This is a genomic window from Corynebacterium aquatimens, from assembly GCF_030408395.1.
Taxonomy (GTDB): Bacteria; Actinomycetota; Actinomycetes; order Mycobacteriales; family Mycobacteriaceae; genus Corynebacterium; species Corynebacterium aquatimens.
Genome location: NZ_CP046980.1, coordinates 1684861 through 1710245, shown reverse-complemented (window position 1 = coordinate 1710245; position 25385 = coordinate 1684861). Strand labels below are relative to the sequence as shown.

The 25385-nt window shown below is 60.4% G+C and carries 17 protein-coding genes, 1 tRNA gene and 2 pseudogenes; 10 read left to right on the top strand and 10 right to left on the bottom strand.

The window, feature by feature from the left end; all coding sequences use genetic code 11:
- Nucleotides 1-46 precede the first annotated feature (46 nt).
- Nucleotides 47-388, top strand: a pseudogene (locus CAQUA_RS07735) (SDR family NAD(P)-dependent oxidoreductase); the annotation flags it as partial.
- 19 nt (nucleotides 389-407) lie between these two features.
- Here CAQUA_RS07735 and CAQUA_RS07730 read toward each other — a convergent pair.
- On the bottom strand, nucleotides 408-1712 hold the full coding sequence (locus CAQUA_RS07730; RefSeq protein ID WP_196823808.1) for an ISL3 family transposase: 1305 nt from the start codon (nucleotides 1710-1712) through the stop codon (nucleotides 408-410).
- A gap of 134 nt (nucleotides 1713-1846) precedes the next feature.
- On the opposite strand from CAQUA_RS07730, the pseudogene CAQUA_RS07725 reads away from it, so the two are divergent.
- The 3 genes and pseudogenes from CAQUA_RS07725 to CAQUA_RS07715 all read left to right on the top strand — a co-directional run.
- Nucleotides 1847-2386, top strand: a pseudogene (locus CAQUA_RS07725) (SDR family oxidoreductase); the annotation flags it as partial.
- 40 nt (nucleotides 2387-2426) lie between these two features.
- Nucleotides 2427-3845: a hypothetical protein gene (locus CAQUA_RS07720; protein ID WP_290178120.1), complete on the top strand. Its 1419-nt coding sequence runs from the start codon at nucleotides 2427-2429 to the stop codon at nucleotides 3843-3845.
- A gap of 11 nt (nucleotides 3846-3856) precedes the next feature.
- Nucleotides 3857-4453, top strand: a complete 597-nt coding sequence (locus tag CAQUA_RS07715; protein WP_196825508.1) for an NADPH-dependent FMN reductase — start codon at nucleotides 3857-3859, stop codon at nucleotides 4451-4453.
- A 7-nt stretch (nucleotides 4454-4460) separates the two neighbouring features.
- Here the strand turns inward: CAQUA_RS07715 and pth (CAQUA_RS07710) are convergent, their stop codons facing one another.
- From pth (CAQUA_RS07710) to CAQUA_RS07670, 9 genes are all read right to left on the bottom strand, one after another.
- Nucleotides 4461-5168 (bottom strand): aminoacyl-tRNA hydrolase, encoded by a 708-nt coding sequence (gene pth, locus CAQUA_RS07710; protein ID WP_290178119.1) that lies wholly within the window; start codon nucleotides 5166-5168, stop codon nucleotides 4461-4463.
- A 38-nt stretch (nucleotides 5169-5206) separates the two neighbouring features.
- Nucleotides 5207-5839 (bottom strand): hypothetical protein, encoded by a 633-nt coding sequence (locus CAQUA_RS07705; protein ID WP_196823809.1) that lies wholly within the window; start codon nucleotides 5837-5839, stop codon nucleotides 5207-5209.
- 20 nt (nucleotides 5840-5859) lie between these two features.
- Nucleotides 5860-6423, bottom strand: coding sequence for an aminoacyl-tRNA hydrolase (pth, locus tag CAQUA_RS07700; protein ID WP_196823810.1), 564 nt, complete (start codon nucleotides 6421-6423; stop codon nucleotides 5860-5862).
- Between the two features lie 125 nt (nucleotides 6424-6548).
- Entirely contained in the window at nucleotides 6549-7211 is a 663-nt protein-coding gene (locus tag CAQUA_RS07695) for a 50S ribosomal protein L25/general stress protein Ctc (protein ID WP_196823811.1), read from the bottom strand.
- A 191-nt stretch (nucleotides 7212-7402) separates the two neighbouring features.
- On the bottom strand, nucleotides 7403-8758 hold the full coding sequence (locus tag CAQUA_RS07690; protein ID WP_196823812.1) for an MFS transporter: 1356 nt from the start codon (nucleotides 8756-8758) through the stop codon (nucleotides 7403-7405).
- A 289-nt stretch (nucleotides 8759-9047) separates the two neighbouring features.
- Nucleotides 9048-10025, bottom strand: a complete 978-nt coding sequence (locus CAQUA_RS07685; protein WP_196823813.1) for a ribose-phosphate diphosphokinase — start codon at nucleotides 10023-10025, stop codon at nucleotides 9048-9050.
- A gap of 3 nt (nucleotides 10026-10028) precedes the next feature.
- Complete coding sequence (gene glmU, locus CAQUA_RS07680) at nucleotides 10029-11468, bottom strand: bifunctional UDP-N-acetylglucosamine diphosphorylase/glucosamine-1-phosphate N-acetyltransferase GlmU (protein ID WP_231375701.1); 1440 nt, start codon at nucleotides 11466-11468, stop codon at nucleotides 10029-10031.
- 102 nt (nucleotides 11469-11570) lie between these two features.
- Entirely contained in the window at nucleotides 11571-12818 is a 1248-nt protein-coding gene (locus tag CAQUA_RS07675; RefSeq protein WP_196823815.1) for an MFS transporter, read from the bottom strand.
- A 94-nt stretch (nucleotides 12819-12912) separates the two neighbouring features.
- The gene (locus tag CAQUA_RS07670; protein ID WP_196823816.1) at nucleotides 12913-13932 is read right to left on the bottom strand and encodes a hypothetical protein; all 1020 of its coding nucleotides are present in this window, start codon (nucleotides 13930-13932) and stop codon (nucleotides 12913-12915) included.
- A 425-nt stretch (nucleotides 13933-14357) separates the two neighbouring features.
- Between CAQUA_RS07670 and CAQUA_RS07665 the strand changes: the two genes are divergently transcribed.
- The 6 genes from CAQUA_RS07665 (at nucleotide 14358) to CAQUA_RS07640 (ending at nucleotide 25338) form a co-directional block, all read left to right on the top strand.
- Complete coding sequence (locus CAQUA_RS07665) at nucleotides 14358-15083, top strand: TetR/AcrR family transcriptional regulator (protein ID WP_196823817.1); 726 nt, start codon at nucleotides 14358-14360, stop codon at nucleotides 15081-15083.
- A gap of 22 nt (nucleotides 15084-15105) precedes the next feature.
- On the top strand, nucleotides 15106-18675 hold the full coding sequence (gene mfd / locus CAQUA_RS07660) for a transcription-repair coupling factor (RefSeq protein ID WP_196825510.1): 3570 nt from the start codon (nucleotides 15106-15108) through the stop codon (nucleotides 18673-18675).
- A gap of 170 nt (nucleotides 18676-18845) precedes the next feature.
- Entirely contained in the window at nucleotides 18846-22538 is a 3693-nt protein-coding gene (locus CAQUA_RS07655; protein ID WP_196825745.1) for a hypothetical protein, read from the top strand.
- 184 nt (nucleotides 22539-22722) lie between these two features.
- Nucleotides 22723-22796 (top strand) — tRNA-Leu (locus CAQUA_RS07650).
- A 139-nt stretch (nucleotides 22797-22935) separates the two neighbouring features.
- Nucleotides 22936-23886, top strand: coding sequence for a Bax inhibitor-1/YccA family protein (locus tag CAQUA_RS07645; RefSeq protein WP_290178112.1), 951 nt, complete (start codon nucleotides 22936-22938; stop codon nucleotides 23884-23886).
- Nucleotides 23887-24090: 204 nt separating this feature from the next.
- Entirely contained in the window at nucleotides 24091-25338 is a 1248-nt protein-coding gene (locus tag CAQUA_RS07640; protein WP_196823818.1) for a hypothetical protein, read from the top strand.
- The last annotated feature ends 47 nt before the right edge of the window (nucleotides 25339-25385 follow it).

The window sequence follows — 25385 nt, the reverse complement described above, 5'->3', positions numbered from 1 at the left end:
GTCGCTGCACCGGGCAGGTAAACAATTGCGCGTAGGCTGGGCTGGCATGACACTTATTGATCCACGCACGAAGTACCCAAAAGAATTCCCCAAGGAAGGCCGGCAGAACAACCCCGGCCTGGACACGCAGATGCGTAGTGAACCAGACATTGGGCTGGATTCCTATGTAGGGTCTGGCAAGCTCGAAGGCCGCAAGGCGTTGATCACCGGTGGGGACTCGGGCATCGGCGCGGCCACCGCGGTGGCGTACGCCCGTGAAGGCGCAGATGTCGCGATTGCGTATCTGCCCGAGGAACAAGAGGACGCGGACCGCATCATCGCTGCCATCGAGGAGGCGGGACGCAAGGCAGTCGCGATTCCGGGCGATCTGCGGGAGCTTGACACATGCTTATCGGGCTCTTCGTGTTTTAGAGTGCGTTGATCTTGGGTTGGAGGCCTCCGGAGTGGATTAGGCACCGCAAGATGTAGTGGTTGATGTTGCGGAATCCGAGGGCGATGCCGCGGAGGTGCTCGAGGCGGCCGTTGATGGCTTCGACCGGGCCGTTGGAGGCGCCGATGTCGAAGAACGCGAGGATGTCGGCGCGGCGTTTGTGCAGGGTACGACCGAGTTGGGCGAGTTCATCAAGCCCGGCTTGTCGTAGCCCGCGCAGCCGGTTGATCAACCGGCGCATCTTCGTTTTCGCGCGGGTCTTGTTCGGGTCTTCGTAGCAGTCGATGATCTCCTGGTACACCAGCCACGTTTCTTGCAGCACGGCGTAGTCGTCGTCGTAGTTGAACAACACATCCAGGCGGTGCTGCTGCTCACCGGTTAAAAAATCGATGCGGGTGAGCATGGTGCGGCGGTTTTTATATAACGGGTCGTTGGTTCTGCCGCGCCTGCCGTAGGTTTCACGCTGCAGCCGCTGCCGACACGCGGTGACTTTGTCGCCGGCAAGACGCACCACGTGAAACGGGTCCATCACCCGCCTGGCCTGAGGCAGGGCTTCATCGGCTGCGGTGGCGTAACCCTGAAACCCGTCCATGGTGATCACCTCCACCTGGTCGCGGAAGATTTTCGGACGTTGGTTGATCCAGCGGGTGAGCACTTCGGCGCTTCTGCCCGGGATGACATCAAGCAACCTGGCCGGTTGGCCGGTGTGCTGGTAAGTCATGTCCACGATCACGGTGACGAACCCGCCGCCGGCAGCCTTGCGGTTGTGGGCCCACTTGTGCTCGTCAACCCCGATGACGCGCACCCCGGCCAAGTGGTCGGGGTCGGCGACGAGGGCTCTGGCCATGGACAATGCGAGATCGCATGTCAGCTGCCAGCTAATCCCGAGTGCTTTGGCGGTGGCGGCAACGCTCATCCGGTCGATCGCTAAGCGCTGCAGGATCCAGCGCACCACCCGGTGGGTGACCTTCGAGCGGTCATCAGCGCAGGAAAGCGAAGCCCGGAAAATCTGCTGGGCGCAGGAATCGTTGCTGCATAGATACCGCGGCACCCGCACCCGCAGCCGGGTGGGAAACCCGACCACCGGCAGATCCACCAGTTGCCGGTAGGTGTGATCGCGCAACAAGCCCGGTTGCTGACACGACGGGCAGGCATTGATCGGGTCGAGCGTTTCACAGTCGATAACGGTGCACTCGTCGTTGTGCGCGGCATTGGTGATCGCCAACCCAAGCTCCGCGGTGCGGCAAATGGTGTCGGCGACGATGTTGGAACTAGGCTGCATACCAGGGTCCTTGTTGGGTTGTGGATTGGCTTGAACACCTAAATCCTTAACCCAGCAAGGACCCCCACATCTTGTGCAACACCCCAGCACCCCAAGAAACGACCAACGCACTCCCAATCACGAAGAGCCGCTTATCGACGGTCGAAAGAGCGGTCGCTGAGCTCGGCGGCCTGGACATTTTGGTGAACAACGCCTCGCGCCAGGTGTGCAACGACGGTCTTCTTGATCTCTCCGACGAGGACTTCGACTCCACGATGAAGTCCAACATCTACGCCTCCTTCCGCGTGACCAAGGCGGCTGTACCGCACATGCCGCCGGGGTCCTCGATCATCTTCAGCTCATCGATCCAGGCCTACGACCCGTCCGAGCCGCTGCTTGACTACGCGATCACCAAGGCGGCGATGAACAACTTCGCCAAAGGGCTCAATGGCGAGTTGCTGAGCTCGCGCGGGATCCGCGTAAACGCTGTGGCGCCGGGGCCGATCTGGACCGTCATTCAGCCCGCCGAAGGGCAACCGCAAGAGAAGGTGGATGTCTTCGGTCAAGACTCGGAGATGGGCAGGCCCGGCCAGCCAGCTGAACTCGCTGGTGCTTACGTGTTCCTTGCCTCGGAGGACGCGTCGTATGTTTCCGGCGAAACTCTCGCCGTGACCGGCGGACGTATCACGCCGTAATAGCCAGCGTGAAGCAGAAGAACCGGTTATTGTTCCAACCGTGAATATCTTTCGTCGTGCGGCCGCCGTGCTGGCCTGCCTCGCCATAGTTGTTGCTTCTCCCCATGGCTCGGTTGCATCTGCTGGTGGCCCACCCATTGGCACGTCTGCCGCCGCGCCGGAGGGCACCCGTTACATGCACCGTGACCTCAGCTCCACCGACGCGGTGCCGTGGGCGGGGCCTAATGCCGCTGGCCGCGTGGCGTCCTCCATTCCGGGCGGAACGTGCTCCACAGTGTTCCAGGCTTCAGACGGCATGGTGCTGGGCCTGTGCACGCGCTACGTGGGCACGAATCAAGGACCTAACGGGAGCTTCGGCCTGAACCTGGTGGTTCCTTCGGTCATGCTGTTTGACCCGAAAACCGCGCAGCCGCTGGCCACGCTTGAACTGAAGAAGACTTCGCTGTTAGGTGGCGTCTACGGTTTCATGGATGAGCACGATCGCGTAGTAATGCCGGAAGGCCGCGACATAGTCCACATCGGGCACAGGTTTGATGGAAAACGCTGGGTTTTGAGCGTCGATAAGCGCACTGCTCTGAATCTGCCAGCTGGAACGAGCCTGGGAGGCTTGAGCCCCGACGGGCAGGGGCGTACGTGGTTTGTCACGCAGGATTCGCAGGTGGGGCTTGTCGACGGCCGGAAGGTGATTAAGCAGCCGCTCGCTGGTGTTCCGGGACGCGAACACATTGCCAACGGGCTCACTGGTCGCCCGCACGGTGTGAGCGTGCTGACCACGCACGCGCTGTACGAAGTTGTGTACCGCGGTGGGAAAATTGTCGTTGAGTGGCGCAAACCCTATGACCGTGGGTCCGGCCGCAAGCCTGGGCAGTTGTCGTGGGGCTCAGGCACGACGCCGACGTTCTTCGGGCCGAACTCTAAGTGGGTCGCCATCGTGGACAACGCAGACAACTCACCGAACCTTATGGTGATGGATGCGAAGACAGGTAAAGATGTCTGCCGCATGCCGGCTTTTGAGCGCGTTGGCAAGGGCACCGAAAACTCACTTCTTGCCCACGGAAACACCCTGTGGATCCCATCAACGTACGGGTTCAGCTACCCGCCATTCGCCGTTGATGGGCCGCAGAAACCGATGTTTGCGCAGTTTAACGGTGGTCTCTCCAAGGTTGATGTTGTTGAGCGCGGCGGTTCGGTGTCGTGCGAGCGACGCTGGGAAAACCACACGCGGATTGAAACCCTGCCGACCCTAACCCTGAAAGACCGCCGCATCTGGGCTCTGAGCACCAGGCCAGGAAGCCTGTCCGTTGACCTGATTGGGGTCGACGCGGACTCTGGTAGGGAAGTCGCCCGTCGGCCACTAGGAACCTTGCCTTTTGACAGGCCGATGCAGCTCACCGGAATGATCACCCCTGACGGTGCGTACTGGCAGGGAACATTGAGCCGCATGATCAAGTTGAAGTAAACATGGGAAACATGAAAATTGGCGTAATCTTGGGTTCGATCCGCGAAAGCCGCAGCGGCGGCGCCGTGGTGGAGTGGGTCATGAACACCATTGCCGCTGCTGGTCTCAGTGACGAAGAATGTGAGTTCGTGCAGCTGGACCTGCGCGACTACAACCTTCCCATGGATACCGCGGCGAAACCCCCGATGGCCGCGAACCGTGAGTACGACAACCCGGACGTAACGCGTTGGTCGAAGGCCGTCGATGCCTGTGATGGGTTCATCTTTGTCACCCCGGAATACAACCATTCCGTCCCCGCGGTGTTCAAGAACGCCTTTGACACGCTTGGTCCGGAGTGGTCCGGCAAGCCTGTGGGCTTCGTTGGCTATGGCTCCGTCGGTGCTGTACGCGCGATTGAGCACTGGCGCCAGATCATCAGCAACTTCCAGATGCCCAACGTGCGCAACCAAGTCGGATTTGTTCTCGCCATGGAATTCCGCGACGGCGGCTTCCAGCCGATGCCCATGCGCGAAGGCGAACTGAAAACGATGGTGGGCGACCTTAAAGAACTGGTGGTGGCGGCCGCCGCCGCCGACGGCGCCGCGCACGCTGCTTCCGCGGCGGAGTAATCCTCTTCTAGCGGGCGTGGATGTCGTTTTGAGCTCTAGTCAGGCCCGCGGCTGGGTTAGCTTCTGACGTGATGAGCTCGACGGTATCTGCTGCGGAGCTGACCTGCCCGTCGAGTGCGGGCCCGGCTTCGTCCTCACTGAACGTGCCAAGCACCCAGTCGATGATCGGGGTGCCCTTGGGTGGACGGCCGATAGCAATTTTGATGCGTACGTAATCACGGGTGCCCAGGTGCTGCGTGATGGATTTCAGTCCGTTGTGTCCGTTTTCGTTTCCGCCCAGTTTGCAGCGGATTTTATACGGAGCTAGATCCAGTTCGTCGTGAAGCGCGATGATGCGCTCCGGGGTGATCCCAAGCTCGCGGGCGAGTGGTCCGACGGCCTCGCCAGATTCGTTCATGTATGTCGTCGAGCGCACGTACGCCACGTTGTCCTTGACCGCGACCTGAGCTTTGTGCCCCGGGACAGCGCCGAGCGTCAGCGAGTGGCGCTCAAGGAGCTCATCAATGGCGAGGTAACCGATGTTGTGCCGGGTCGCCTCATACTTTGCCCCGGGATTACCCAGACCAATGACCAGCCACTCGACGCCGGAGAGGTCACGCGGTTGAGCTTTCTGGTTCGGTGTTGCTGCGGATCGGACGGAAGAGTCCTCGGACTCGGGCCGGGCGAAGAGAGCGCGAAGACGGTCAAACACGGATGCAAACATGGACGCAGACACGGGAGATAGTGTAGGCCCCGCGGAAGAACAGGGGAGTGTTACCCCAGCACCTCAACGTTAAGAACTGCACCATCGGCTCCAACAGAACCTGGCGGTGGTGCACCCGGGCTGCTACCGAGGTAGAACTGCATGCTGTTGAACGTAATCCGGACGCGTTTACCGATGTAGGGACGCATGCGCTCCGACTGTTCCCGGAACGCATCGCTCTCGGAGTTGACAGAGAGTAGCAAGTACTGGACGTCGACGTCGCCTTCCGAGTATGCCTTGTAGGCGTGGATCCGAGTAGGTGCGTCGAGCTGCAACGTGGTGTAGGTGAAGCCGGATTGTTCCGATGATTCGACGTACTCCGCCATTGCAGGGTTGTCTCCGTCCGGGAATTCCCTCAAGAGCATTTCGCGCACGTACCCTTCGTACTGGACCTCCACGACTTCAGGCTTCGTTGTGGTTGTGGTGGGTTCAGAAGGTTCCTTCGATCCGTAATCTTCTGCGCCGATTTTGTTGATTTCCGAGGCTGCCGAAGCGTCTAATTCCGAAAGCCGCGATTGAAACGAAGCACTGATTTCAGCTTCGGTGGGCTGGTGACCACTGGTACACGATGCGAGCAGGAGCGCGCCGCACAGCGCGACGCCGACCGAGGACACGCAGATCGCTTTCCGGTGAGAGAGCAGCATGTGTTTAATGTACAAGGCGTTTAGCTCAGCGCGGCGAGGAGTTCGTCGGCGGCGTCAGCAAGCACGATCGGGAGCTCGGTGAACTCAGTCTTGCTGAACGGTTTGAGCACAAAATCCGCCGGTGCCTGGCGGCCTGGCGGGCGGCCGATGCCGATGGCGAGGCGGTTGTAGTCGGGAGTACCTAGTGATTTGGTTACAGACTTCAGCCCGTTGTGGCCGTGGTCGCCGCCGCCGAGACGCAACCGAATAGCGCCGAAGTCAAGGTCAAGCTCGTCGTAGGCAATGAAAATGTCGCTTGGTTTCACCCCGTAATAGGTAGCCAGAGCTTTCACCGGACCGCCGGAGACGTTCATGAATCCGCGGGTACGCGCCAGGATCGTGCGGCGTGATGAAAGCCTGCCCGGGGCAAGTTCGGCGACCTCAGTATTGGTCTTTTTGTGCACGCTGACTTGCGCAGGCATGGGGGTAACGCGCTCACAGAGCTCGTCGATAAGCATGGCTCCCGCGTTGTGGCGCGTTTGCGCGTAAATCGTGCCGGGATTGGAAAGACCCACGATCAGGACCGGGGAATCAGAGCTAGCCACGTTCACCCATCCTAGAGACAAAAAGACACGGCTGGAAGATCCTAGGGGATAGGTCTCCAGCCGTGTCGTGGAATCCGGCCGTGAATTAGCGCGGATTACCGCTGATTAGAGCGGGGTGGCGCGGATTACTCCTCGCCGCCCTCGGAATCGCCTTCGCCCTCAGCAGGCTCCTCGTCGGACTCGGCGCCAGCCTCTGCGCCGCCCTCCTCGGCAGCCTCAGCAGCAGCCTCGAGCTCCTCATCAACCTGCTCGAAGGTGATGTTGACAACCAGGGTCTCCGCGTCGGTGGTGAGCGTTGCGCCCTCCGGCAGGGTGACGTCTGCGGCGGTGATCTGGTCGCCGATCTCCTTGCCCTCGACGGAAACGACGATCTCTTCCGGAATGTGCAGGGCCTCGACCTCGATCTCGATGACGTCTGCTTCCTGCAGAACCACAGCGTCGGCTGCTGCCTCGCCCTCGATCGTGACCGGGACCTCCACGACGACCTTCTCGCCGCGCTTGATGCCCAGCAGGTCGATGTGGTCGATGTTCAGGGTGAGCACGTTCTGGTCGATGACCTTGACCATTGCCAGGTGCTGCTCGCCGTCGATGTCCAGCTCCAGAACCGCGTTGACACCGTCGTGGCGCACCAGAGCGGTGATCTCCAAGCGGTCAACGTCGAAGTGGATGTTGTCCTCACCAGCGGAGTAGAGAACGCCGGGGACGCGGCCGTCGCGACGCAGGCGGCGGGAAGCGCCCTTGCCAAACTCCTCGCGTAGGTTGGCCTTGATAACTGGGGTCTGTGCCATGTTGAATCTCCTGTGGATCTAGGTGTTGTAGCCGGCCACAGGAAAGCAAAAACCTGCGACCATTCGATTGATTGCTCGTCGAGTGATCGCAGGCAATGAGCGTTGTAAAGTGTGCGCTCAGAAAAGTCTGTGATTGTATCGCGTCGATAACGGCAGGATTGCTCCCGCCCTCGCCGAGACGAGAGCAGATATTAGCAGGTCGCGGGCTGCCACACAAAGTGGCCGCTGCGCTGCGCCTGTTCGTTGTCGTGGCCAAGCGGGATGCCCTTGCGCTCGCGGATGACGAGCGACGCGATCAGTCCGATCACCGAGGCCGTCACCAGGTATGCCGTGATGCCCCACGTGGAACCTGTGGTTGCGAAGATCCAAGAGGCGATGAACGGCGCGAACGCCCCACCGAAAATCGACCCGATGGCGTAGGTGATGGAGGTACCGGCCCCGCGGACAGACGCCGGGAAGAACTCGGCGTACAGCGTGGAGATCTGCCCGTAGGTGAATCCGAGCGCGAGTGCCAGGAAGATCAACCCAGCGTAGACGCCGCCCAATGTTGCTTTGTTGACCAGCGGGAACAGGGCGAACGCGGCAGCGCCCTGGATGATGAAGCCAACGACCAACGTGTTTTTCCGGCCAAGTTTGTCGGACGCCCAGCCAGTTAAGAACGTCGACACCATCCATACGGCGCCGGCGATCGTGACCGCGGTGAGGATCGGCCCGCGTTCCATGCCCAGGCCGTCTTCAGAGGTTGTGTAGTTCTGGATGTACCCGCCGGTGGTCATGTAGCCGAGCGCGTTATTCGCGGCGAAAAGCGCCGCACACACGATAACTACAGGCGTGAATTCTTTGAACAGTGTGCCAACGGGGTTGGTCGCTTGCGCTTGTTTCAACTCTGCCATCTCTTCAAAGACGGGTGATTCTTCCACGCCGTGGCGGATCCAGATACCCAACCCCAGCAGCACGAGGGAGAACAGGAACGGGATGCGCCAACCCCATTCCACGAAGGCGTCGCCGGGCGCAATGTAGCTCATGAGCGCCATCGCGCCGGAGGACAGTAGCAAACCAGCAGGTGCGCCAACTTGCGGTCCTGCTCCAAAGAGCCCACGCTTATCGACGGGCGCGTGCTCGACCGTCAGCAGCACCGCCGAGCCCCACTCGCCACCGGCCGAAATGCCCTGCACGACGCGCAGCAGGACCAGGATGATCGGGGCGGCAATGCCGATCGTGGCATACGTGGGCAAAAGCCCCATCAGAGTTGTCGCTGAACCCATGGCTATGAGCGTGATCATCAGAACTTTACGGCGCCCGATCCGGTCAGCGAAGTGGCCGGCTAGAAATGCGCCGAACGGACGGAAGAAAAACGGCAAACCAACCGTGAGGAAGGCGACCAGTGTTGCAGCCGATGGCCCGAGCGGGCCAAACATTTCCTTCTTAAACACCAGACCAGCAGTGGCGGCGTAAAGGAAGAAGTCGTACCACTCGATGGCGGTACCCACTGTTGTGGCGGCGACAACTCGGCGTCGTTCTGTGGGGGTCACTTTGTAGACGGTCATGTGGCTCCTTTGGAATCAGCAAGAATTCGGCCGTCGATAAGCAAGCGTGCGCTTCTTGGTGCGCGTGTTGCGCTTTGTAGATATTAAGACATCGCGGCACCCGTGTGTTTCGTTTCGCTACATCGGGCGCAAAAAGCCGAAGACCCGCCGCCGCAGGGTCTATCGACATCCCGCGGCGACGGGTTAAAACGGTGGGCCTATAAACCCCCACTCGTGATGGCTGTCATATAGGAACCCCCGTGATGGCTGGCCTATAGACCCCCACTCGTGATGGTGGGATTCCCCACCATCACGCCTGGCCCTCGAACAGCGTGGTCACGGAGCCGTTTTCGAAGATCTCGTTGATGGTTCGGGCCAGCAGTGGGGCGATGGACAACACGGTGAGGTTGTTCCAGCCCTCGGTGTTCTGCGGCAGGGTGTCGGTGGTGATGATTTCCTCGGCGCCGCATTCGTTGAGGCGCTCCCGTGCTGGGTCGGAGAACACGCCGTGGGTGCAGGCGATGACCACGGATTTCGCGCCCGCGTCCTTGAGAACGCCGACGGCGCCGGCGATCGTGCCGCCGGTGTCGATCATGTCGTCCATGAGGACGCAGTCCTTGCCATCAACGTCACCGACCACGCGGTTGGAGACGACCTTGTTGGCGGCATCCACGTCGCGGGTCTTGTGGACGAACGCCATCGGTGCGTCGCCAAGCGCGTTGGCCCATTTCTCTGCGGTCTTGACGCGGCCGGCGTCAGGGGAGACCACCACCAGGTTGTCCAGCGAGTACTTGGATTTGATGTAGTCCACCAGGATCGGCTGGGCGTGCATGTGGTCCACCGGGCCATCGAAGAAGCCCTGGATTTGGTCGGTGTGCAGGTCCACGGACACGATGCGGTCAGCGCCGGCGGTGGTGAGCAGGTCCGCGACCAGACGTGCGGAGATCGGCTCGCGGCCGCGGTGCTTCTTGTCTTGGCGCGCGTAGGGGTAGAACGGCAGGATCGCGGTGATGCGCTTTGCGGATCCACGCTTAAGCGCGTCGATCATGATGAGTTGTTCCATCAGCCACTGGTTCAGCGGCGCGGAGTGGCCTTGCATCACAAAGCAATCGGCACCACGGACGGATTCTTCGAAGCGGATGAAGATTTCGCCGTTGGCGAAGTCCCGGGCGGTCGTCGGCACGAGCTCGATGCCAAGTTCTTTCGCCACTGCCTCTGCCAACTCGGGGTGGGCTCGGCCTGAGAAGACTTTGAGGTCCTTGTGGCTTTCGGTTTTGTACCCAGTCATCGTTTATGCCTCTTCCTTTGTGCTCTGTGTGTCTGTGCTCTGTGGGTCAGTGTCGGTTGCGTCCACTACGCGCGCCCGTGCTGCGGCTTCCGCGGCTGGGGTTCCCGGCCGAGCGTCTTCAACCCAGCCTTCGATGTTGCGCTGCCGACCCTCACGAATCGCCAGTGCACCAGCGGGAACATCTTCCGTGACTACTGTACCCGCCCCGGTATAGGCTCCATCGCCGATTGTCACGGGAGCGACGAACATCGTGTCGGATCCCAAACGGCAGTAGTCGCCCACCGTGGTGTGGTGCTTGTTCACACCGTCGTAGTTCACAAAGACGCTGGATGCGCCGATGTTAGATTCCACGCCCACGGTGGCATCGCCGATGTAGGTAAGGTGCGGCACCTTGGATCCTTCACCGATCTGCGCGTTCTTCGCTTCCACGAAGCCTCCAAGTTTGCCGCGCGCGCCCAGGGTGGTTCCCGGGCGGATGTAGGTGAACGGTCCTACGGTCGCGTCCGCGCCGATCACGCCCAGCTCGCCCTGGGTCCGCACGACCGACGCGCCCGCGCCGACTTCCATATCAGTCAGTGTGGTATCAGGCCCGATCACGGCGCCGTCACCGATCGTGGTGGAGCCCCACAGCTGCGTGTTGGGGTGGATCACCACGTCGGCGCCGATTTCTACGTGGACTCCAATGAACGTCGTGTCCGGGTCGATCACGGTCGCGCCACCGCGCATCGCCTTCTCGACGATCCTTCGGTTCAGCTCCTTGCCCGCCGCGGCGAGCTGCACTCGGTCATTGACCCCGGCCAACTCGCGGGCGTCCGGTGCCACAAACGCATCGACCTTCTTACCGTCTTCACGTGCGATCGCAAGAACGTCGGTGATGTAGAGCTCACCCTGCGCGTTGTTGGTGTCCAGCCTGCTCAATGCGTCGCGAAGCGTGTCGGCGTCGAAGGCGAACACACCGGAATTGACCTCCGTGACGGTACGCTGCGCGTCATCGGCGTCTTTTTCCTCAACGATCTGCTGTACCGCGCCGCTGTCGGAACGGATGATGCGCCCGTACCCGGTTGGGTTATTCAGCTTCAACGACAGAACAGTCACAGCAGCTTGGGCCGACTCGTGCGATTCCACCAGCGATTCAATAGTTTCCGCCCGCAGCAAAGGAACGTCCGCGTTGGTCACCACAACCGTGCCATGGAACGAACTAATCGCGCGCATGCCAGCGTCAACGGCGTCGCCCGTCCCGCGCTGCTGTTCTTGGACAGCCTGCACGATGTCGCGTCCTAGCTCGCTAGCCACTGCGTCAACGGCGGGTCCCACCTGGTCACGCTGGTGGCCCACCACAGCGACCACGTGCTGCGGCGAGATGCCCGCTGCTGCGTGTAGGGAGTGTGACAGCATGCTGCGGCCCCCGATTTCGTGCAGCGTCTTCTGCCGTGCGGATTTCATGCGGGTTCCGGCGCCCGCGGCCAACACGACCACGGCGCGTTCAAACTGTTGCGGCACTCGTTTCGTCTCCTTCAACTCGCGTTTACTCCACCAGCTTAACCGTTAGATTTCCTGCGCCGAGACATCTTTCAACCGCGATGCCCCCACAACGCCGAACAATCCCAGTACCGCCAGGAAAATCAGAGCCGCTTGCGTGCCCAGCGCCGCCATCGCCGACGACATCGCACCGACGACAAGCAACACGATGCCCATCACCGTGTTTGATGCGCCCGTAATCAGTGTCCGGCGGTCCCCATCCGCCATATCCACCAAGTATGTCTTCCGCGCCACTCGTACCGTCGTGTGCGCGAGGTTGACCACGAAGAAGCCCAGCGGCATGATCCAGACGTTCACGGACGAGGGCAGGTACGACGCGCTGGCCACCAACGCGAAGATCACAACGGAGGCAACGCCCGCCGCCCATGCCATCGTGCTTTCCGACGATCGGTCAGAGAACCACCCCGACACCCTTCCGCCGATGAGCGCCGCACCGCCGGAGGCCACCACGAAGCCACCCAAGCCCGCTAGGTTCGCGCCCTTGTCGTGGGCGAGCATGACGATGAACGGCGTCGATAACGCCGTGACCAGCATGAGCGAGCGCACCAGCAGGAATTTCTGCAGCTGCCGATCACCTTTGACCAGCTCCCACATGTTGCCCCAGCCGTGGTGCGTCGCGTCATCATCGACGTCGTCGGGCACCGGTTCGTCGATACGCGCGAAGACAAAGCTCGCGAGAACCCACGTCGCCGCGCCGAGCGACAGCAGCGCGATGATCTGCCAGTTGGGCAGCTCGTCGCGCGCGAAGAACAACACCAGACCCACGACGAGAGTGAACGCACCGCCCAGCGCCGTCGCGCGGCCCGTGATCATGCCGCGGTGGCCCTTCTCAACCGTGCGGCCTTGAACGTCTTTGCCCGCGATCGAGCAAATCGCGCGGAACGTCGCCAAACACGCCATGAGCACAAGTACCACCAGGCCCAGCGCCGGGCCCGTGAGGAACCCCGCCGCCACCGCGATACCAGCCGCCGACGCCGCCTGGCCGTACGAGCCGATCAGCCACACCTTCTTGCGCGAGCGTTTCGACGTCACCCATGGCCCCAGCGCGAACTGCGGCAGCATCGACCCGGATTCACGGATGGGCACCAGCAGCGACGTCATCCACGCGGGCACTCCCGTCGACTGGAACAGCCACGTCAGCACGGTCTTCGGCGCCACGATCTGGTCGCCGATGTTTTGCAGGCCGTTCGACCAGATGAAGCGTCTCGCGTTGCGCTGCTCCGTGCCGTTAACCTGCGAAATTTCTGGGGCCATGAACGACTATATAAGCGCAGCTCACGGCGATTATCTAGCAAGCATTGGCTTACCTTTGTTACTCCGCTGCGGGGCCCGAAAGCGCGATCCCGTTCTAGAAGTTGCCGATTTCGTCGGGCCTGCACAAAGTTAGGTGCGACAAGAACTCTTCTGGTGCGCCTTGGGCGGTCAATGCATCACCGTCGTAGCACGGACCCATCATTCCCATTTTGGTAGTTCCAGCAGGTTCAACTTCGAGCCATTGCCCGCCTTCAAAATGGAGAACCTTCGTCCAGTCAGAACTTTCCCGGCCGGGGTTGGCCCACTGTCCATCACACGGGGGGTTGGGTCCAACCGGCTGCCCATTGAAGAACTCGGAGAACGCTTCTGGTTCGCAGCTTCCGACAGGTGGAGTCGGTTCGGCTTCTTCACTTTCCGGTTCTTCACGTGCAGAAGGCTGCGACGAAGTCGTACTTGAAGAATTTGCCGTAGGTCGTTCTGTGGTTTTGGTTGGAGGTTCGCTCTTCCCGGGTTCTTTTTCGCCGTCGTGTTCATCCCATGGAGTTTGGCGAAGCGTGATTTTGCCACGGAAGCCCTCGGAACCTCGAGGCGCTTCAACTTTGAACTTGCCCTCGATAATGTTGTCCTCGTTGTCGCTAATCTCGTCGCCAGGGGTGAAGGTCCATTTGGCGCCGTTGGTGCCGTCGCCGGTGATGATGTTTTCGCGGTATTCGTAGCCTTTGACCCAGAGAAGTTCGGAGTGGCGGTTGAGGGTGGGGGAGGTCAGTGTTGCGCGGCGGCCGTCGCCGAAGAAGCGGATGATGACGCGGACGTTGTTGCTATCGGTGTCGGCATCGGCATCTGCGATTAGTTCTGGGGAATCCACGTCGCCGACGTAGCGGGTGTCGCTGAATAGGACAGGCTCCTGGAGGATGTCGCCTTTGCCCCATAAAGTTCCTTTGCCTAGGAACAGAACGGCAAGGGATGTAAGTACGAGCGCTAACACGAGGAAGAGCACGATGATCGCGGTGCGGCGCTTCCTTTTCTCTTCTGGGGCTTGTTCAGCCGGTGCTTGCCCGGGGATTGGATAGCCAGGCCCCGGGTTCCATTGGTTCTGGTTGTATGGAGTACTCATCTTTTAGTAGTTTGCCATTTCTTGTTAGTAGTCGTCGCCGTTGGTTACATGTATCTGCCTGTTCCCAGGGTTTGTCCTTTTTCGTTGGGGATGGTCCAAACGTAGCCCGTTTGGACGCCTTAACTCGTGGCATTGGAGAAAAATTCTGACAAGTCCTGAATTTGTTGACACGTTTTTGAAGGGTCTGCACCAAAACCCCAGGTCGTGTTCTGAGCACGGACCACGAGTGTCAGCAATTTCAGGGTGCCTAGGGATGCGTAGTTGGGGTTGGGGTGCTGATGCGGTATGATCAGACCGTCTTTCCCCATGGTGTAATTGGCAACACTACGGTTTTTGGTACCGTCATTCTAGGTTCGAGTCCTGGTGGGGAAGCTTTCTATTTATAATGTCTCTCTTATAAGTTTGGAACGGCTAAGGTGGGACTTATGGTTCGTCGACGCATGACCGGGGAACAGCGCCGGGATCAACTCATGAAGGTGGGACGCTCAGCGTTTGCAGAACGTGGGTTTGAGGGGATTTCCGTGGAAGAAATCGGCACGCGCGCTGGTGTGTCGAAGCCGGTGATCTATGAGCACTTCGGGGGCAAGGAAGGGTTGTACCGCGCCGTCGCGGATCAAGAGATCGCAACGTTGGTGGAGATCATTTCCCAGTCAATCCAGGAAGGTGGCTGGCGGGAGCGCGTTTACCACGCCGTTGTGGCGTTGCTGACGTACGCGGAGCAGAACACTGACGGGTTCATTATTTTGGCGCGCGGCCAGGCTTACGACGACGGGGCGGGGAGCAAAGAGGTGTACACCTCCCTGATGCACCAGGTCACAGATCGAGTTACGCATTTGTTAGTAGAAGCGTTCCCGCAGCAAGGCATTGATGCGAAGCTTGCGCCGCTCTACGCCCAGGGCGTGGTGGGCACGTTCGCGAGCGTGTCGATTTGGTGGCTCAACGATAAGAGTTTGACGCGCAACCAGGTGGCGGCGCACCTCTACAACTTGGTGTGGAACGGTCTGGGCCACATGAGTGATATGCCCGCGTTGCCGGAGGAGGAAGAGGATGCTGGGGGTAAAGACCCAGCCCCCGGTTTTGACGGCGATGATGATGCCTACTTTGAGCTGTCCAGTGTTGATGATGTGTACGAAGCTGGGGACGGGGAGTAGAAAGTAACAGGTGACTTCCCCCATGCTTTCCGGCGTGCTTGAGCGCGCCATCAGTGACACGAAACTCACCGGCCTGCTCACGCGGGTGGGGGAGCCCACGCTTCACATCACGGGCATTGACCAGGTGCGGCCGTGGGCCGCGGCAACGTTGTCTACCGCGGCACCGGTCTTAGTCGTCACCGCCACGGGGCATGAGGCCGAGGACATGGCGGCGGAGGTCGCGGCAATGATCGGGCAGACGCGCGTCGGTTTGTTCCCGGCGTTGGAGACCCTGCCGCATGAGAGGCTCTCGCCAGCCCCTGACGTGGTGGGTGTGCGCAACAAGGTGCTCGTGGATCTGCCGCAGCTCGCGGTGGTGGTCGCGTCCGCGCGCGCGGTGTGCCAGCCATTTTTGCCGCCGCGGTCACCGATCGTCGTTACGCGCGATGAAGAGCGCGATTTCTCGGCGCTGACGGAGGAACTGTCCCACTACGCCTACAGCCACGTTGATATGGTCGCGGCGCGCGGGCAGTTTGCTACGCGCGGCGGCTTGATCGACGTTTTTCCCACCACCGCGGAGCACCCGGTTCGCATTGAATTTTGGGGCGATGAGGTCACGGATATTCGCCCGTTCGCCGTCGCGGATCAGCGTGCCTTCGATGAAGATGCCAACGAATATCAGTCGGTGGAGATCCACCCAGCGAGGCAATTGCTTATCGACGATGCCATTTCAGCGCACGCCGATGAACTATCCCGGGCATACCCAGGAAACCGGACGTTGGTGGAGATGCTCAGCCGGATTGCCACGGGCACCCATGCGGACGGGATGGAAGCGCTGGCCCCGGCGCTTGTATCTGGGCGTGATGATCAGGCATACGCAGTGTTGCCGGACCTCATGCCGGCGGGGTCGGTGGTGTTAGTGACCAACCCGGAAAAAGTCCGTACGCGCATCGCGGATTTGCAAGCTACAGACCAGGAGTTCTTGGAGGCCGGGTGGGAAGCTGCCGCCATGGGCGCGGAAGGCCCGGTCGCCGTGGAAGGGTTGGACGTCTCTGCAAGCTCGTTTCGTTCCTTTGAATCCCTGGAGGTCTCCACGACCGAGGCTGGGTCATCGTGGTGGACCTTTGCCCCACCCGGCATGTTCGTGGCCTCTGATGAAGAAACGTTGCCGCTCGATTATGAGCCCGGGCCAGCGCCAAAGGGCGATCCGAACCTCATTGAGTCCCTGTATGGCCAGCTGAAACTGCACATCTCCGGTGGCGGCACCGCTGCGTTCATCGCCCCAGCTCGGGGCACGATTGACCGAACCGCTGAGCGTTTACGTGAAAACGGGGTCTCTGCGCACATTGCTTCTGCGGGTGAAACTCCCGTGGACGGCGCGGTCACTTTGTACCAGGCCGTGTCCCACGCCGGGTTGTCATTCCCGGGACCGGGGCTCGTCGTCGTTACTGAAACCGATGTCACCGGCAACAGGGTGGGGGACATCGCCGGCGGGAAGCGTCGACACGCAAAGCGCCGCAACCGCGTGGACCCGCTGGCCCTGAAGCCCGGCGACTACGTTGTGCATGACACCCACGGCATCGGGCGCTTTGTCAAAATGGCGGAACGCACCGTGGCAATGGGCGGGGAGAAATCGCGCAAAGAATTCATCGTGCTGGAATACCAGCCGTCGAAACGCGGTGGCGCGAACGATACCTTGTGGGTGCCAATGGAATCCCTGGACCTGTTGAGTAAATACTCCGGGGGCGAGCAGCCGTCGCTAAGCAAAATGGGCGGCAGCGACTGGAAGGCGACCAAGCGTAAGGCGCGCGCCGCCGTGCGTGAGATCGCCGGCGAGCTCGTGCAGCTCTACGCCAAGCGACAAGCCGCACCGGGCCACGCGTTTGCCGCGGATTCCCCCTGGCAAATGGAGATGGAAGATAACTTCCCGTTTACGGAAACCGAGGATCAGCTCGCAGCGATCGACGCGGTGAAGACGGACATGGAAAAACCTGTGCCGATGGACCGCGTCATCGTTGGTGACGTGGGCTTTGGCAAAACTGAAGTTGCCGTGCGTGCGGCGTTCAAGGCCGTCCAAGACGGCAAACAGGTCGCCGTGCTCGTGCCCACGACGCTTCTGTGCCAGCAGCACTTCGCTACCTTCACCCAGCGCATGGACGGTTTCGGCGTGGAGATCCGCGAGCTTTCGCGCTTCACGACGGCAAAAGAAGCCAAAGAGATCGTCAAGGGGCTTTCCGACGGCTCCGTGGACATCGTGATCGGCACCCACCGCCTCCTTCAGACTGGCGTGGCGTGGAAGAACCTGGGCCTCATTGTTGTTGATGAGGAGCAGCGCTTCGGCGTGGAACACAAAGAGCACATCAAGGCGCTGAAGGCCCACGTGGACGTGCTCACGATGACCGCGACGCCGATCCCGCGAACCCTGGAAATGAGCCTCACCGGCATTCGTGAGATGACCTCGATCCTCACCCCGCCGGAGGACCGCCACCCGGTTCTGACGTACGTGGGCCCGCAGGAAGACAAGCAAATTGCCGCCGCGATTCGCCGCGAGCTGCTCCGCGACGGCCAGGTGTTCTACATCCACAACAAGGTCGCCGACATTGAAAAAACCGCCCGCCACCTACGTGACCTCGTTCCGGAGGCGCGCATTGTGGTGGCCCACGGGCAAATGAGTGAGCAGGTGCTGGAAACCACCGTCCAAGGTTTCTGGAACCGTGAGTTCGATGTTTTGGTGTGTACCACGATCGTGGAAACAGGCCTGGACATTGCCAACGCCAACACGCTGATCGTGGAGAATGCTCAAAACATGGGTCTATCCCAGCTTCACCAGCTGCGCGGCCGCGTGGGCCGCTCGCGTGAGCGCGGTTACGCCTACTTCCTGTACCCGAAAGACATCACGCTCACCGAAACTTCGTACGACCGGCTGGCCACCATCGCGCAGAACAATGAGCTGGGTGCCGGCATGGCCGTGGCGCAGAAGGACCTAGAAATGCGGGGTGCCGGCAACGTGTTAGGCGCGGAACAATCCGGTCACATCGCCGGTGTGGGCTTTGACCTGTACATGCGCCTAGTCGGGGAGGCCGTGGACACATACAAGGCGCTTAGCAGCGGTGAGGTGATCGATGCCACCGATCAGGGCCCGAAGGAAATCCGCATTGATGTCCCCGTCGATGCCCACATTCCGGAGACGTACATCAACTCTGAGCGCCTCCGTTTGGAGACCTACCGCAAGCTCGCCGCCGCGAAGAACGATGACGAGCTAGCCAAGGTTGTTGAGGAAATGACCGACCGCTACGGCCCCATGCCGGAGGAAGTCCAGCGTCTCCTCCACGTGGCCAAGGTCCGCCACGCTGCGAAACTGGCGAAAGTCTCCGACATTACTGTCCAAGGCACCCGACTGCGCTTCCACCCCGTGGACCTGCCCGATTCCAAGCAGGTGCGCCTCAAACGCCTCTACCCGTCTGCGACCTACCGCGCTACTGCCCAAGCCATCACCGTGCCCATTCCCAAGGAGGGCCAAGGCGCGGGCAAGCCTTCGCTTCGCGACGAAGCTTTGCTGGATTGGATCAGCCAATTCCTGGCCGCCATGTTCGATCTCGCCCCGGTTGAATGACGTACCAATGACCGCAACATGAACTCAGGTTGAACGTTATCTGTAATAGTTCTTTAGGCCTCCCAACCTTATTCTTAGCCGTTTACTATCTACCTTGACCCTCCCTGGGGCGCCTCTGTGTGCGTTCTTCGGGAGACGACACGGTTCAACGTAGATGGAGATAATCCCACATGTTTAATAACTCGAAGCGCTTCACCGTCGCGGGCGCTACAGCCCTGGCCCTCGGTGCGTACGCAGTCGCCGTCCCGGTTGCCAACGCCGAAGACCTGACCAACCTCAAGCAGGAGCTGGCTTGTAACCTGCAGCTGAAGAACCCTGGCGGAATTCCTCTGGGTTTGGCCTCGTCGGTCGAAGGCGTGTACAACTCTGCCAACCCGACGTACTCGAACTTCACCGTTACGCTGGCCGGTACCTCAGCGCCGGACACGGTCAAGCAGGGCGAGGAATTCGACTACGTCATTGACTCGGGTAGCATCGGCATCCCCGCCGTTATCAAGGCCGCTGTGACAGCAAACGTCTCCAAGGCTTCCCAGGTCAACCTTTGGTACGAACTCCCCGCCAATGCTGAGGTTGTTGAGATCAAGACCGAAGGCGGCCAGCCAGGACTCGAGGTTAAGAGGGAAGGCAACCGTCTGCGCATTTGGAACCCGACCGGTGCTGACGTTACCCAGTGGACCATTGCTTCCAAGAACCTGTACGGCCACGGTGGTGCGACCACCACAAAGGGCTCCAATGGCTTGTTCAACATTGAGCTGCCAAAGATCACGCTTAAGTTGAAAGCGACCGGTGCGCCGGGTTCGACCATCCAGGCGAAAATCCCGAACGTGGACACCCACGAAACGTTCTCTGCTGAGGCTCCGATTCAGTTCTACGCTGATGCCGCGGCCAGAGCGCCCTTCGTAGGCAACATCGCCGCGAACGGCTTCATCCGTTGCGGTTTGTCTGAGGACGACAAATACTGGCCGGACGAGAAGAAAGGCACGAACAAGATCTCTCCGAAGTTCTCTGCCGTCACCATCGAGAAAGCGGCTGCTCCGGCCCCGGCTCCAGCTCCGGCTCCGGCTCCAGCTCCGGCTCCAGCTCCGCAGCCTGAGGTGAAGGAGAACGTTAGCGTTCCGGCTCGCGTGAAGGTTACTGACTACGCAGGCAGGCCGTTTGCTAAGGGCGACGTGGCCACCCTCGAGGTTGCCGGTGAGAAGAAGGACTACACGGTTGACGTTGTGGACGGCACCGGTAGCTACATCACCCTCGCGCCGATCGTGCTCGAGGAAGGCTCCTCCAAGGACGTGACCGTGCGCCACGCGATCTTCGGTGTTGCAGACAAGAAGACGGTCACCGGCACCAAGAACGCTGAGACGGTCACCTTCAACCTTCAGCGTCAGCGCCTCGACGCCAACATGCCGGGCATCGTCAAGGTGCTCGACGCCAACGGCGCTCCGGCTGCCAACAAGGACGTCAAGGTCACCATTGCGGGCAAGGAAGAGACCCGCAAGACTGACGCAAACGGTGTTCTCACGTTCTCCGCTCCGGCCAAGGAGGACGAGAAGGTCACCGTCACCGCTGAGATCGTCGGTGCTGAGGCTAACGACGCAGGCGCACGCAAGACTGTGGAAATCACCGGTGTTGCACGCCCGAAGATCGCCCCGACCACCACGATCACCCTTACTCAGGCCGCCGCAAAGGTGGACACCAGCCTCAAGGTCACCGTCCGCGACGCTGACGGCAAGCTCGCCGCAGGCAAGGTTGTCAAGGGCACCTACAACGGTGAGCAGAAGGAAGCGACGACCGACGCAAACGGTGTTGCCACCTTCCCGACCATCAAGCTGGCTCCGAACGCCACCGCAAAGGCCAACGTGGCCCTCGCCGACAACGATGCAGTCAAGACCGGTGAGATCACCCTCAACCCGGGTGAGAACACCGCCACGCTGAACATCCCGGCTGAAAAGGTCAACTCCACCCTCACGGTCACCGTCCTCGACGGTGAGGGCAAGCCCGCCGCTAACAAGACCGTCACGGTGAACATCGACGGCGAGGCCGCAGACAACGTCACCACTGATGCGAACGGTGTTGCAACCATCACCCGCGAAGGCCTTGAGAAGGGCTCCGAGTGGAAGGCAGAGGTCGCTCTCGCCGACAACGCAACCATCAAGCAGACCGTGAACGTTATCGCCGGTGTTGCCGCTGCTGCGACGCTGAACTACCCGGTTGAGGAGAAGACAGTCGCTGAGACTGCAGCCGACAAGGACGTGAAGGTCAAGTTCGTCGTCAAGGATGCCCTGGGCAACGACGCGGCCAATGAGAAGGTCACGTACACCATCGCTGGCAAGACCGGTTCTGCAACCACCGGTGCAAACGGTGAGGTGGAGGAGACCATCACGCTGAAGGAAGGCGAGCTGCGCAAGATCGTCGCAACGCTTGCTGATGGCACGGAGGTCGAGGGTGCTGTTTCCGCCGCTGAGGGCGCGCAGCAGACTGTTCTGACGCTGACGAAGAAGGCCGAGGAAACCACGCAGAAGGTAAACATCCGCGTACTCGACGCAGCGGGTCAGCCGGTTGCCAAGGGCACCGAGGTTGCGCTTTTGGTCGATGACAAGAAGGTAATCAAGACGGTCGGCGAAGACGGCACGATTACGTCCACCGTCACGATCAACGAAGGCGCGCGTCGCGTCATCAAGATCGCACTGGACACCTCCCCGGCGTCTACTGCTCAGGAAGTGATCGTTGTTGGTGTTAAGCCCGCAGCGACTCAGACTATTACCCTGCGTCAGCCTGCGAAGGACATCGACTCCAGCGTCACCGTGAAGGTCGTCGACTTCGAGGGCAAGCCGGTCAAGGATGCAAAGGTCAAGCTCTCCACTACCGGTGAGGCTGGCGAGATCACCACGGGCGAGGACGGCACATGGACCAGCCAGGACCACCCGACGATCAAGGAGACCGACAAGTTCGTGGTCACCGCGACGCTGCTGGATCAGGAGGCAGAGGAGCAGGACAAGCTCGTCGTCGTGGACAAGGACAATGCCAACCCCACGATCGAGTTCAAGCTTGCCCCGAAGACCGAGACCCAGGTTATCAAGGTCAACGTCAAGGATGCTGACGGTACCAAGGCTCCGGCTGGTACTACCGTGACTCTGAAGGATGCTGATGGCAACGAGCAGTCCGCCGCTGTCAACGCTGACGGTGTTGCGAACTTCAACCTGAAGATCACCCAGGGCTCCGCAGCCAAGGACTACACCGTTGCACTTGCTGGTGACGCGACCGTGTCCAAGACCGTCAAGGTTGAGTACGGCAAGGACGCTCCGACCGCTGATCTGCAGGCAACCAAGAAGGTTGAGCAGCCGGTGACCCCGGTCGACCCGGTGCAGCCGACTCCGACCACGCCGGAGCCTTCGAACCCGGAGACCCCGGAAACCCCGGAGACCCCGGAGACCCCGGAGACCCCGGAGACCCCGGAAACCCCGAAGACTCAGGACGTCAAGATCAAGGTCAAAGGCAACGGTGGTAAGCCGAAGTTCAAGGAAGGTGACAAGGTCACAGTTGAGATTGCAGGCAAGACCTACGAGGGTGTCGCTGATGCCAACGGTGACGTTGTTGTGACCGGTGTGCCGGTTGCAGACATCAAGGACCAGGCTCAGCCGGTCAAGATCGACAACAACACCTACAACGTTCAGATCAACGGCGGCGAGGCAAACGTTAACGCCGACTTGTCCAGCAAGAACGGTGAGGGTAGCTCGGTCGAGCAGAAGAGCGCTCTTCGCGTATTCATGATTGTTCTGGGCGCCATCCTCGGCGGCCTGGGTCTGGGCGCGATCGTGGCGTTTGCTGCACAGCAGATGAACATTCCGCTGCCGCGCCTGCCGTTCTAAAATCGCCCGCTCAGTGCCCGATCCGTAATCGGTGACGGCACGCGAAAATCTCCTAGATCAGCTCGGCGTTGGTTCTTCGGAACCGGCGGCGGGCTGTCTCTATCTACGAGAGCATGAACCTTACTTGGTGCGTGCCAGTGCCTGTGGCGTACACTCTGCTTGCTGGGTGCGTCGCACCCGGGGAGCCCCTATAGCCCAATTGGCAGAGGCAGCGGACTTAAAATCCGTTCAGTGTCGGTTCGAGTCCGACTGGGGGCACAGATACCGCACTTTGAGTGCATTTTTTGGCATTATGTCGTGTGGGCGGGAACGAAAAGCGTCCGTAGTGCGTTAAACGTATGACTGACTAACGCGCGGCCCGCGCCGCGACATAAAAGCCAACGAAAGGACTTTAACCGTGAGATCAAGCAACCCTGTGATGACGCAGCTGCCGAAATCACAAGAAGCTAATGGCTACGGCTTTAGCCAGCAGCAAGCAGCATATGACCAGAACGGACAGCCCTACGCACAGGGTTACACGCAGCAGGGCTACGCGCAACCAGGCTTCGGCCAGCCAGGCTTCGGCCACCAGGGCTCCGTACAGCAAGGTGCGCAGCAGTTCTACGCCCAGCAGGGCTTCGAACAGAACATGCCTGCGCAGTCGTACGGCCAGCCGATGGCCGATGACCGCCCGATCACTATCGACGATGTTGTTACCAAGACCGGTATCACCCTCGCCGTGATCGTCGCTTTTGCTCTCATCACTTTTGGCGTAGGCCTTATGAACCCGGGCGTCGCCCTGGTGCTCAGCGTTGTTGGTGCCATCGGCGGTTTGATCGCTGTGCTGGTGTCGTCGTTTGGTAAGAAGTTCGACTCTGCGGCAGTTACCTTGACGTACGCAGTGTTTGAGGGCTTGTTCGTCGGTGGTTTCACCTTTGCAATCGGCCTGTCCGTTGGCCCGGAGATCGGCAGCCTGGTGTTCCAGGCGGTGGTTGGCACCATCGGCGTGTTCATGGGCATGCTGTTCGTGTACAAGACCGGCGCGATCCGCGTTACGCCGAAGTTCACCCGCATTCTTACCGGTGCGTTGATCGGTGTGCTCGTGCTTGCAATTGGTAACCTCCTGCTGTTCCTCTTCACCGGTATGTCGCCGCTGCGCGATGGCGGTCCGATTGCGATCGTTTTCTCGCTGGTCTGCATCTTGATCGCTGCTCTGAGCTTTCTCACCGACTTTGACACTGCCGACAAGCTGGTGCGCATGGGTGCCCCGTCCAAGATGGCGTGGGGCTGCGCTCTTGGCCTGGCAGTGACCCTGGTGTGGCTCTACACCGAGATTCTGCGCCTGCTGTCCTACTTCGCTAGAGACTAGGCTGAAGTCTTCAACTGAATAAAAATTCTTTACCGCTGGTTGTGCACTCTGCGCAACCAGCGGTTTTCTTTTTGCCTAAAAAAACTTTCAGTTTTTGCTGGAAAAGTGTTTATTGAAACTTTATTATTCTCTCAAGCTAACTGTGGCGTAGACCACTATATGGCTTCGTCTATTTTCTCAAGAACTGAAAGGAAGAGCTCGATTATGCGATCTCCGTTCAAGAAATCACCAGTGGCTGTCCTCACTGCGCTCGCCCTCGGCGCGGGCCTTATGAATGCACCCCACGCTGACGCTGCAGACAAGACCACGGCGATGGACATCAACCTTGCGTGTGGTCTCCGCGTGCAGGACACCAAGGCCGCCTTGGGACAAGCGGGCGGTGCTGAAGGCACCTACAACTCGGGCGAAAAGCAGTTCGAGTCCTTCAACTTCAAGCTTTCCGCTACGGCTCCGGAAGAAGTGAAGCAAGGCGAGACATTTGAGTACGTTGTTACCCCAACCAAGTTGGCAGTGCCTGGGTCGCTGAGCGTTAGCACTGCTATCGGTAATATCAACGCGGTTGTTAATAAGGTCAGCCAAATGAACCTCTGGGTAGATCTTCCTGATCCATCGGTCGCGGAAGTTACAAACGTCCGGACCGAGGGCGGGGACCCGAACATCAGAGTTGAGCGCGTAGGAAATCGCCTCCACTTTTACAACCCTCAGAACGGTTCCGCGGATCTAACCAAGTGGTCCGAAAGCAACCGTAAGTCTTGGAAGCATGGTGGGCTCGAGGCCAAGAAGACGGGTGCCGTTTACACGGTTGCCTCACCCAAGATTATCGTCACTGCCAAGGCCGTCGGAGCTCCTGGCGCGAGCATCGCACCGTCACTGAATGGATCCGACCCGAACAAATTCCCGACTGATGCCTTCGCCCAGTTCTACGCAGACGCAAAGGCATTGGGGTTCACCATTCCTGCGTTCATTCGTTGTGGCTACTCGGACAAGGATGGCAAGCCCGAAAACGCTAAGTACCGTAAGGCCTCCACACCATTCCCTTCAGTGAAGATCGCTAAGGCTGCCGATGCGCCTGCACCGAAGCCGACGAGCGAGCAGCCTGCACCGAAGCCGACGAGCGAGCAGCCCGCACCGAAGCCGACGAGCGAGCAGCCTGCACCGAAGCCGACGAGCGAACAGCCTGCACCGAAGCCAACCAGCGAACAGCCTGCGCCAGTGACGTCGATTACCACCAGCAACGAGCCTGCGCCGAGCACGACCACTGAAGAGACCTCGACGCAAGAAGAGACCTCGACGCCGAGGCCGGGACTATCCTCCAACGAGCCAGGTAAGAACCCCTTTGAAGGTGGCCTGCAGTCACCGGTGAAGGAGATCCTGCTGTTCGTCGGTGGCCTGCTGTTCGGTGTGCTTGGTGCAATCAGCGTGCTCAGCGTGATCGGAAAGCTCCGCTTTTAGTTTGTAACTCGTGTGAGTCTTAAAGACTCCTCGTCGATAAGCGAAAG

What these genes read in the sequence shown, in the direction of transcription:
- CAQUA_RS07730 (WP_196823808.1), bottom strand. Translation starts at nt 1,712, where the DNA reads ATGCAGCCTAGTTCCAACATCGTCGCCGACACCATTTGCCGCACCGCG.
- CAQUA_RS07715 (WP_196825508.1), top strand. Translation starts at nt 3,857, where the DNA reads ATGAAAATTGGCGTAATCTTGGGTTCGATCCGCGAAAGCCGCAGCGGC.
- CAQUA_RS07705 (WP_196823809.1), bottom strand. Translation starts at nt 5,839, where the DNA reads ATGCTGCTCTCTCACCGGAAAGCGATCTGCGTGTCCTCGGTCGGCGTC.
- CAQUA_RS07695 (WP_196823811.1), bottom strand. Translation starts at nt 7,211, where the DNA reads ATGGCACAGACCCCAGTTATCAAGGCCAACCTACGCGAGGAGTTTGGC.
- CAQUA_RS07690 (WP_196823812.1), bottom strand. Translation starts at nt 8,758, where the DNA reads ATGACCGTCTACAAAGTGACCCCCACAGAACGACGCCGAGTTGTCGCC.
- CAQUA_RS07685 (WP_196823813.1), bottom strand. Translation starts at nt 10,025, where the DNA reads ATGACTGGGTACAAAACCGAAAGCCACAAGGACCTCAAAGTCTTCTCA.
- glmU (WP_231375701.1), bottom strand. Translation starts at nt 11,468, where the DNA reads ATGAAATCCGCACGGCAGAAGACGCTGCACGAAATCGGGGGCCGCAGC.
- CAQUA_RS07675 (WP_196823815.1), bottom strand. Translation starts at nt 12,818, where the DNA reads ATGGCCCCAGAAATTTCGCAGGTTAACGGCACGGAGCAGCGCAACGCG.
- CAQUA_RS07670 (WP_196823816.1), bottom strand. Translation starts at nt 13,932, where the DNA reads ATGAGTACTCCATACAACCAGAACCAATGGAACCCGGGGCCTGGCTAT.
- CAQUA_RS07665 (WP_196823817.1), top strand. Translation starts at nt 14,358, where the DNA reads ATGGTTCGTCGACGCATGACCGGGGAACAGCGCCGGGATCAACTCATG.
- mfd (WP_196825510.1), top strand. Translation starts at nt 15,106, where the DNA reads ATGCTTTCCGGCGTGCTTGAGCGCGCCATCAGTGACACGAAACTCACC.
- CAQUA_RS07655 (WP_196825745.1), top strand. Translation starts at nt 18,846, where the DNA reads ATGTTTAATAACTCGAAGCGCTTCACCGTCGCGGGCGCTACAGCCCTG.
- CAQUA_RS07640 (WP_196823818.1), top strand. Translation starts at nt 24,091, where the DNA reads ATGCGATCTCCGTTCAAGAAATCACCAGTGGCTGTCCTCACTGCGCTC.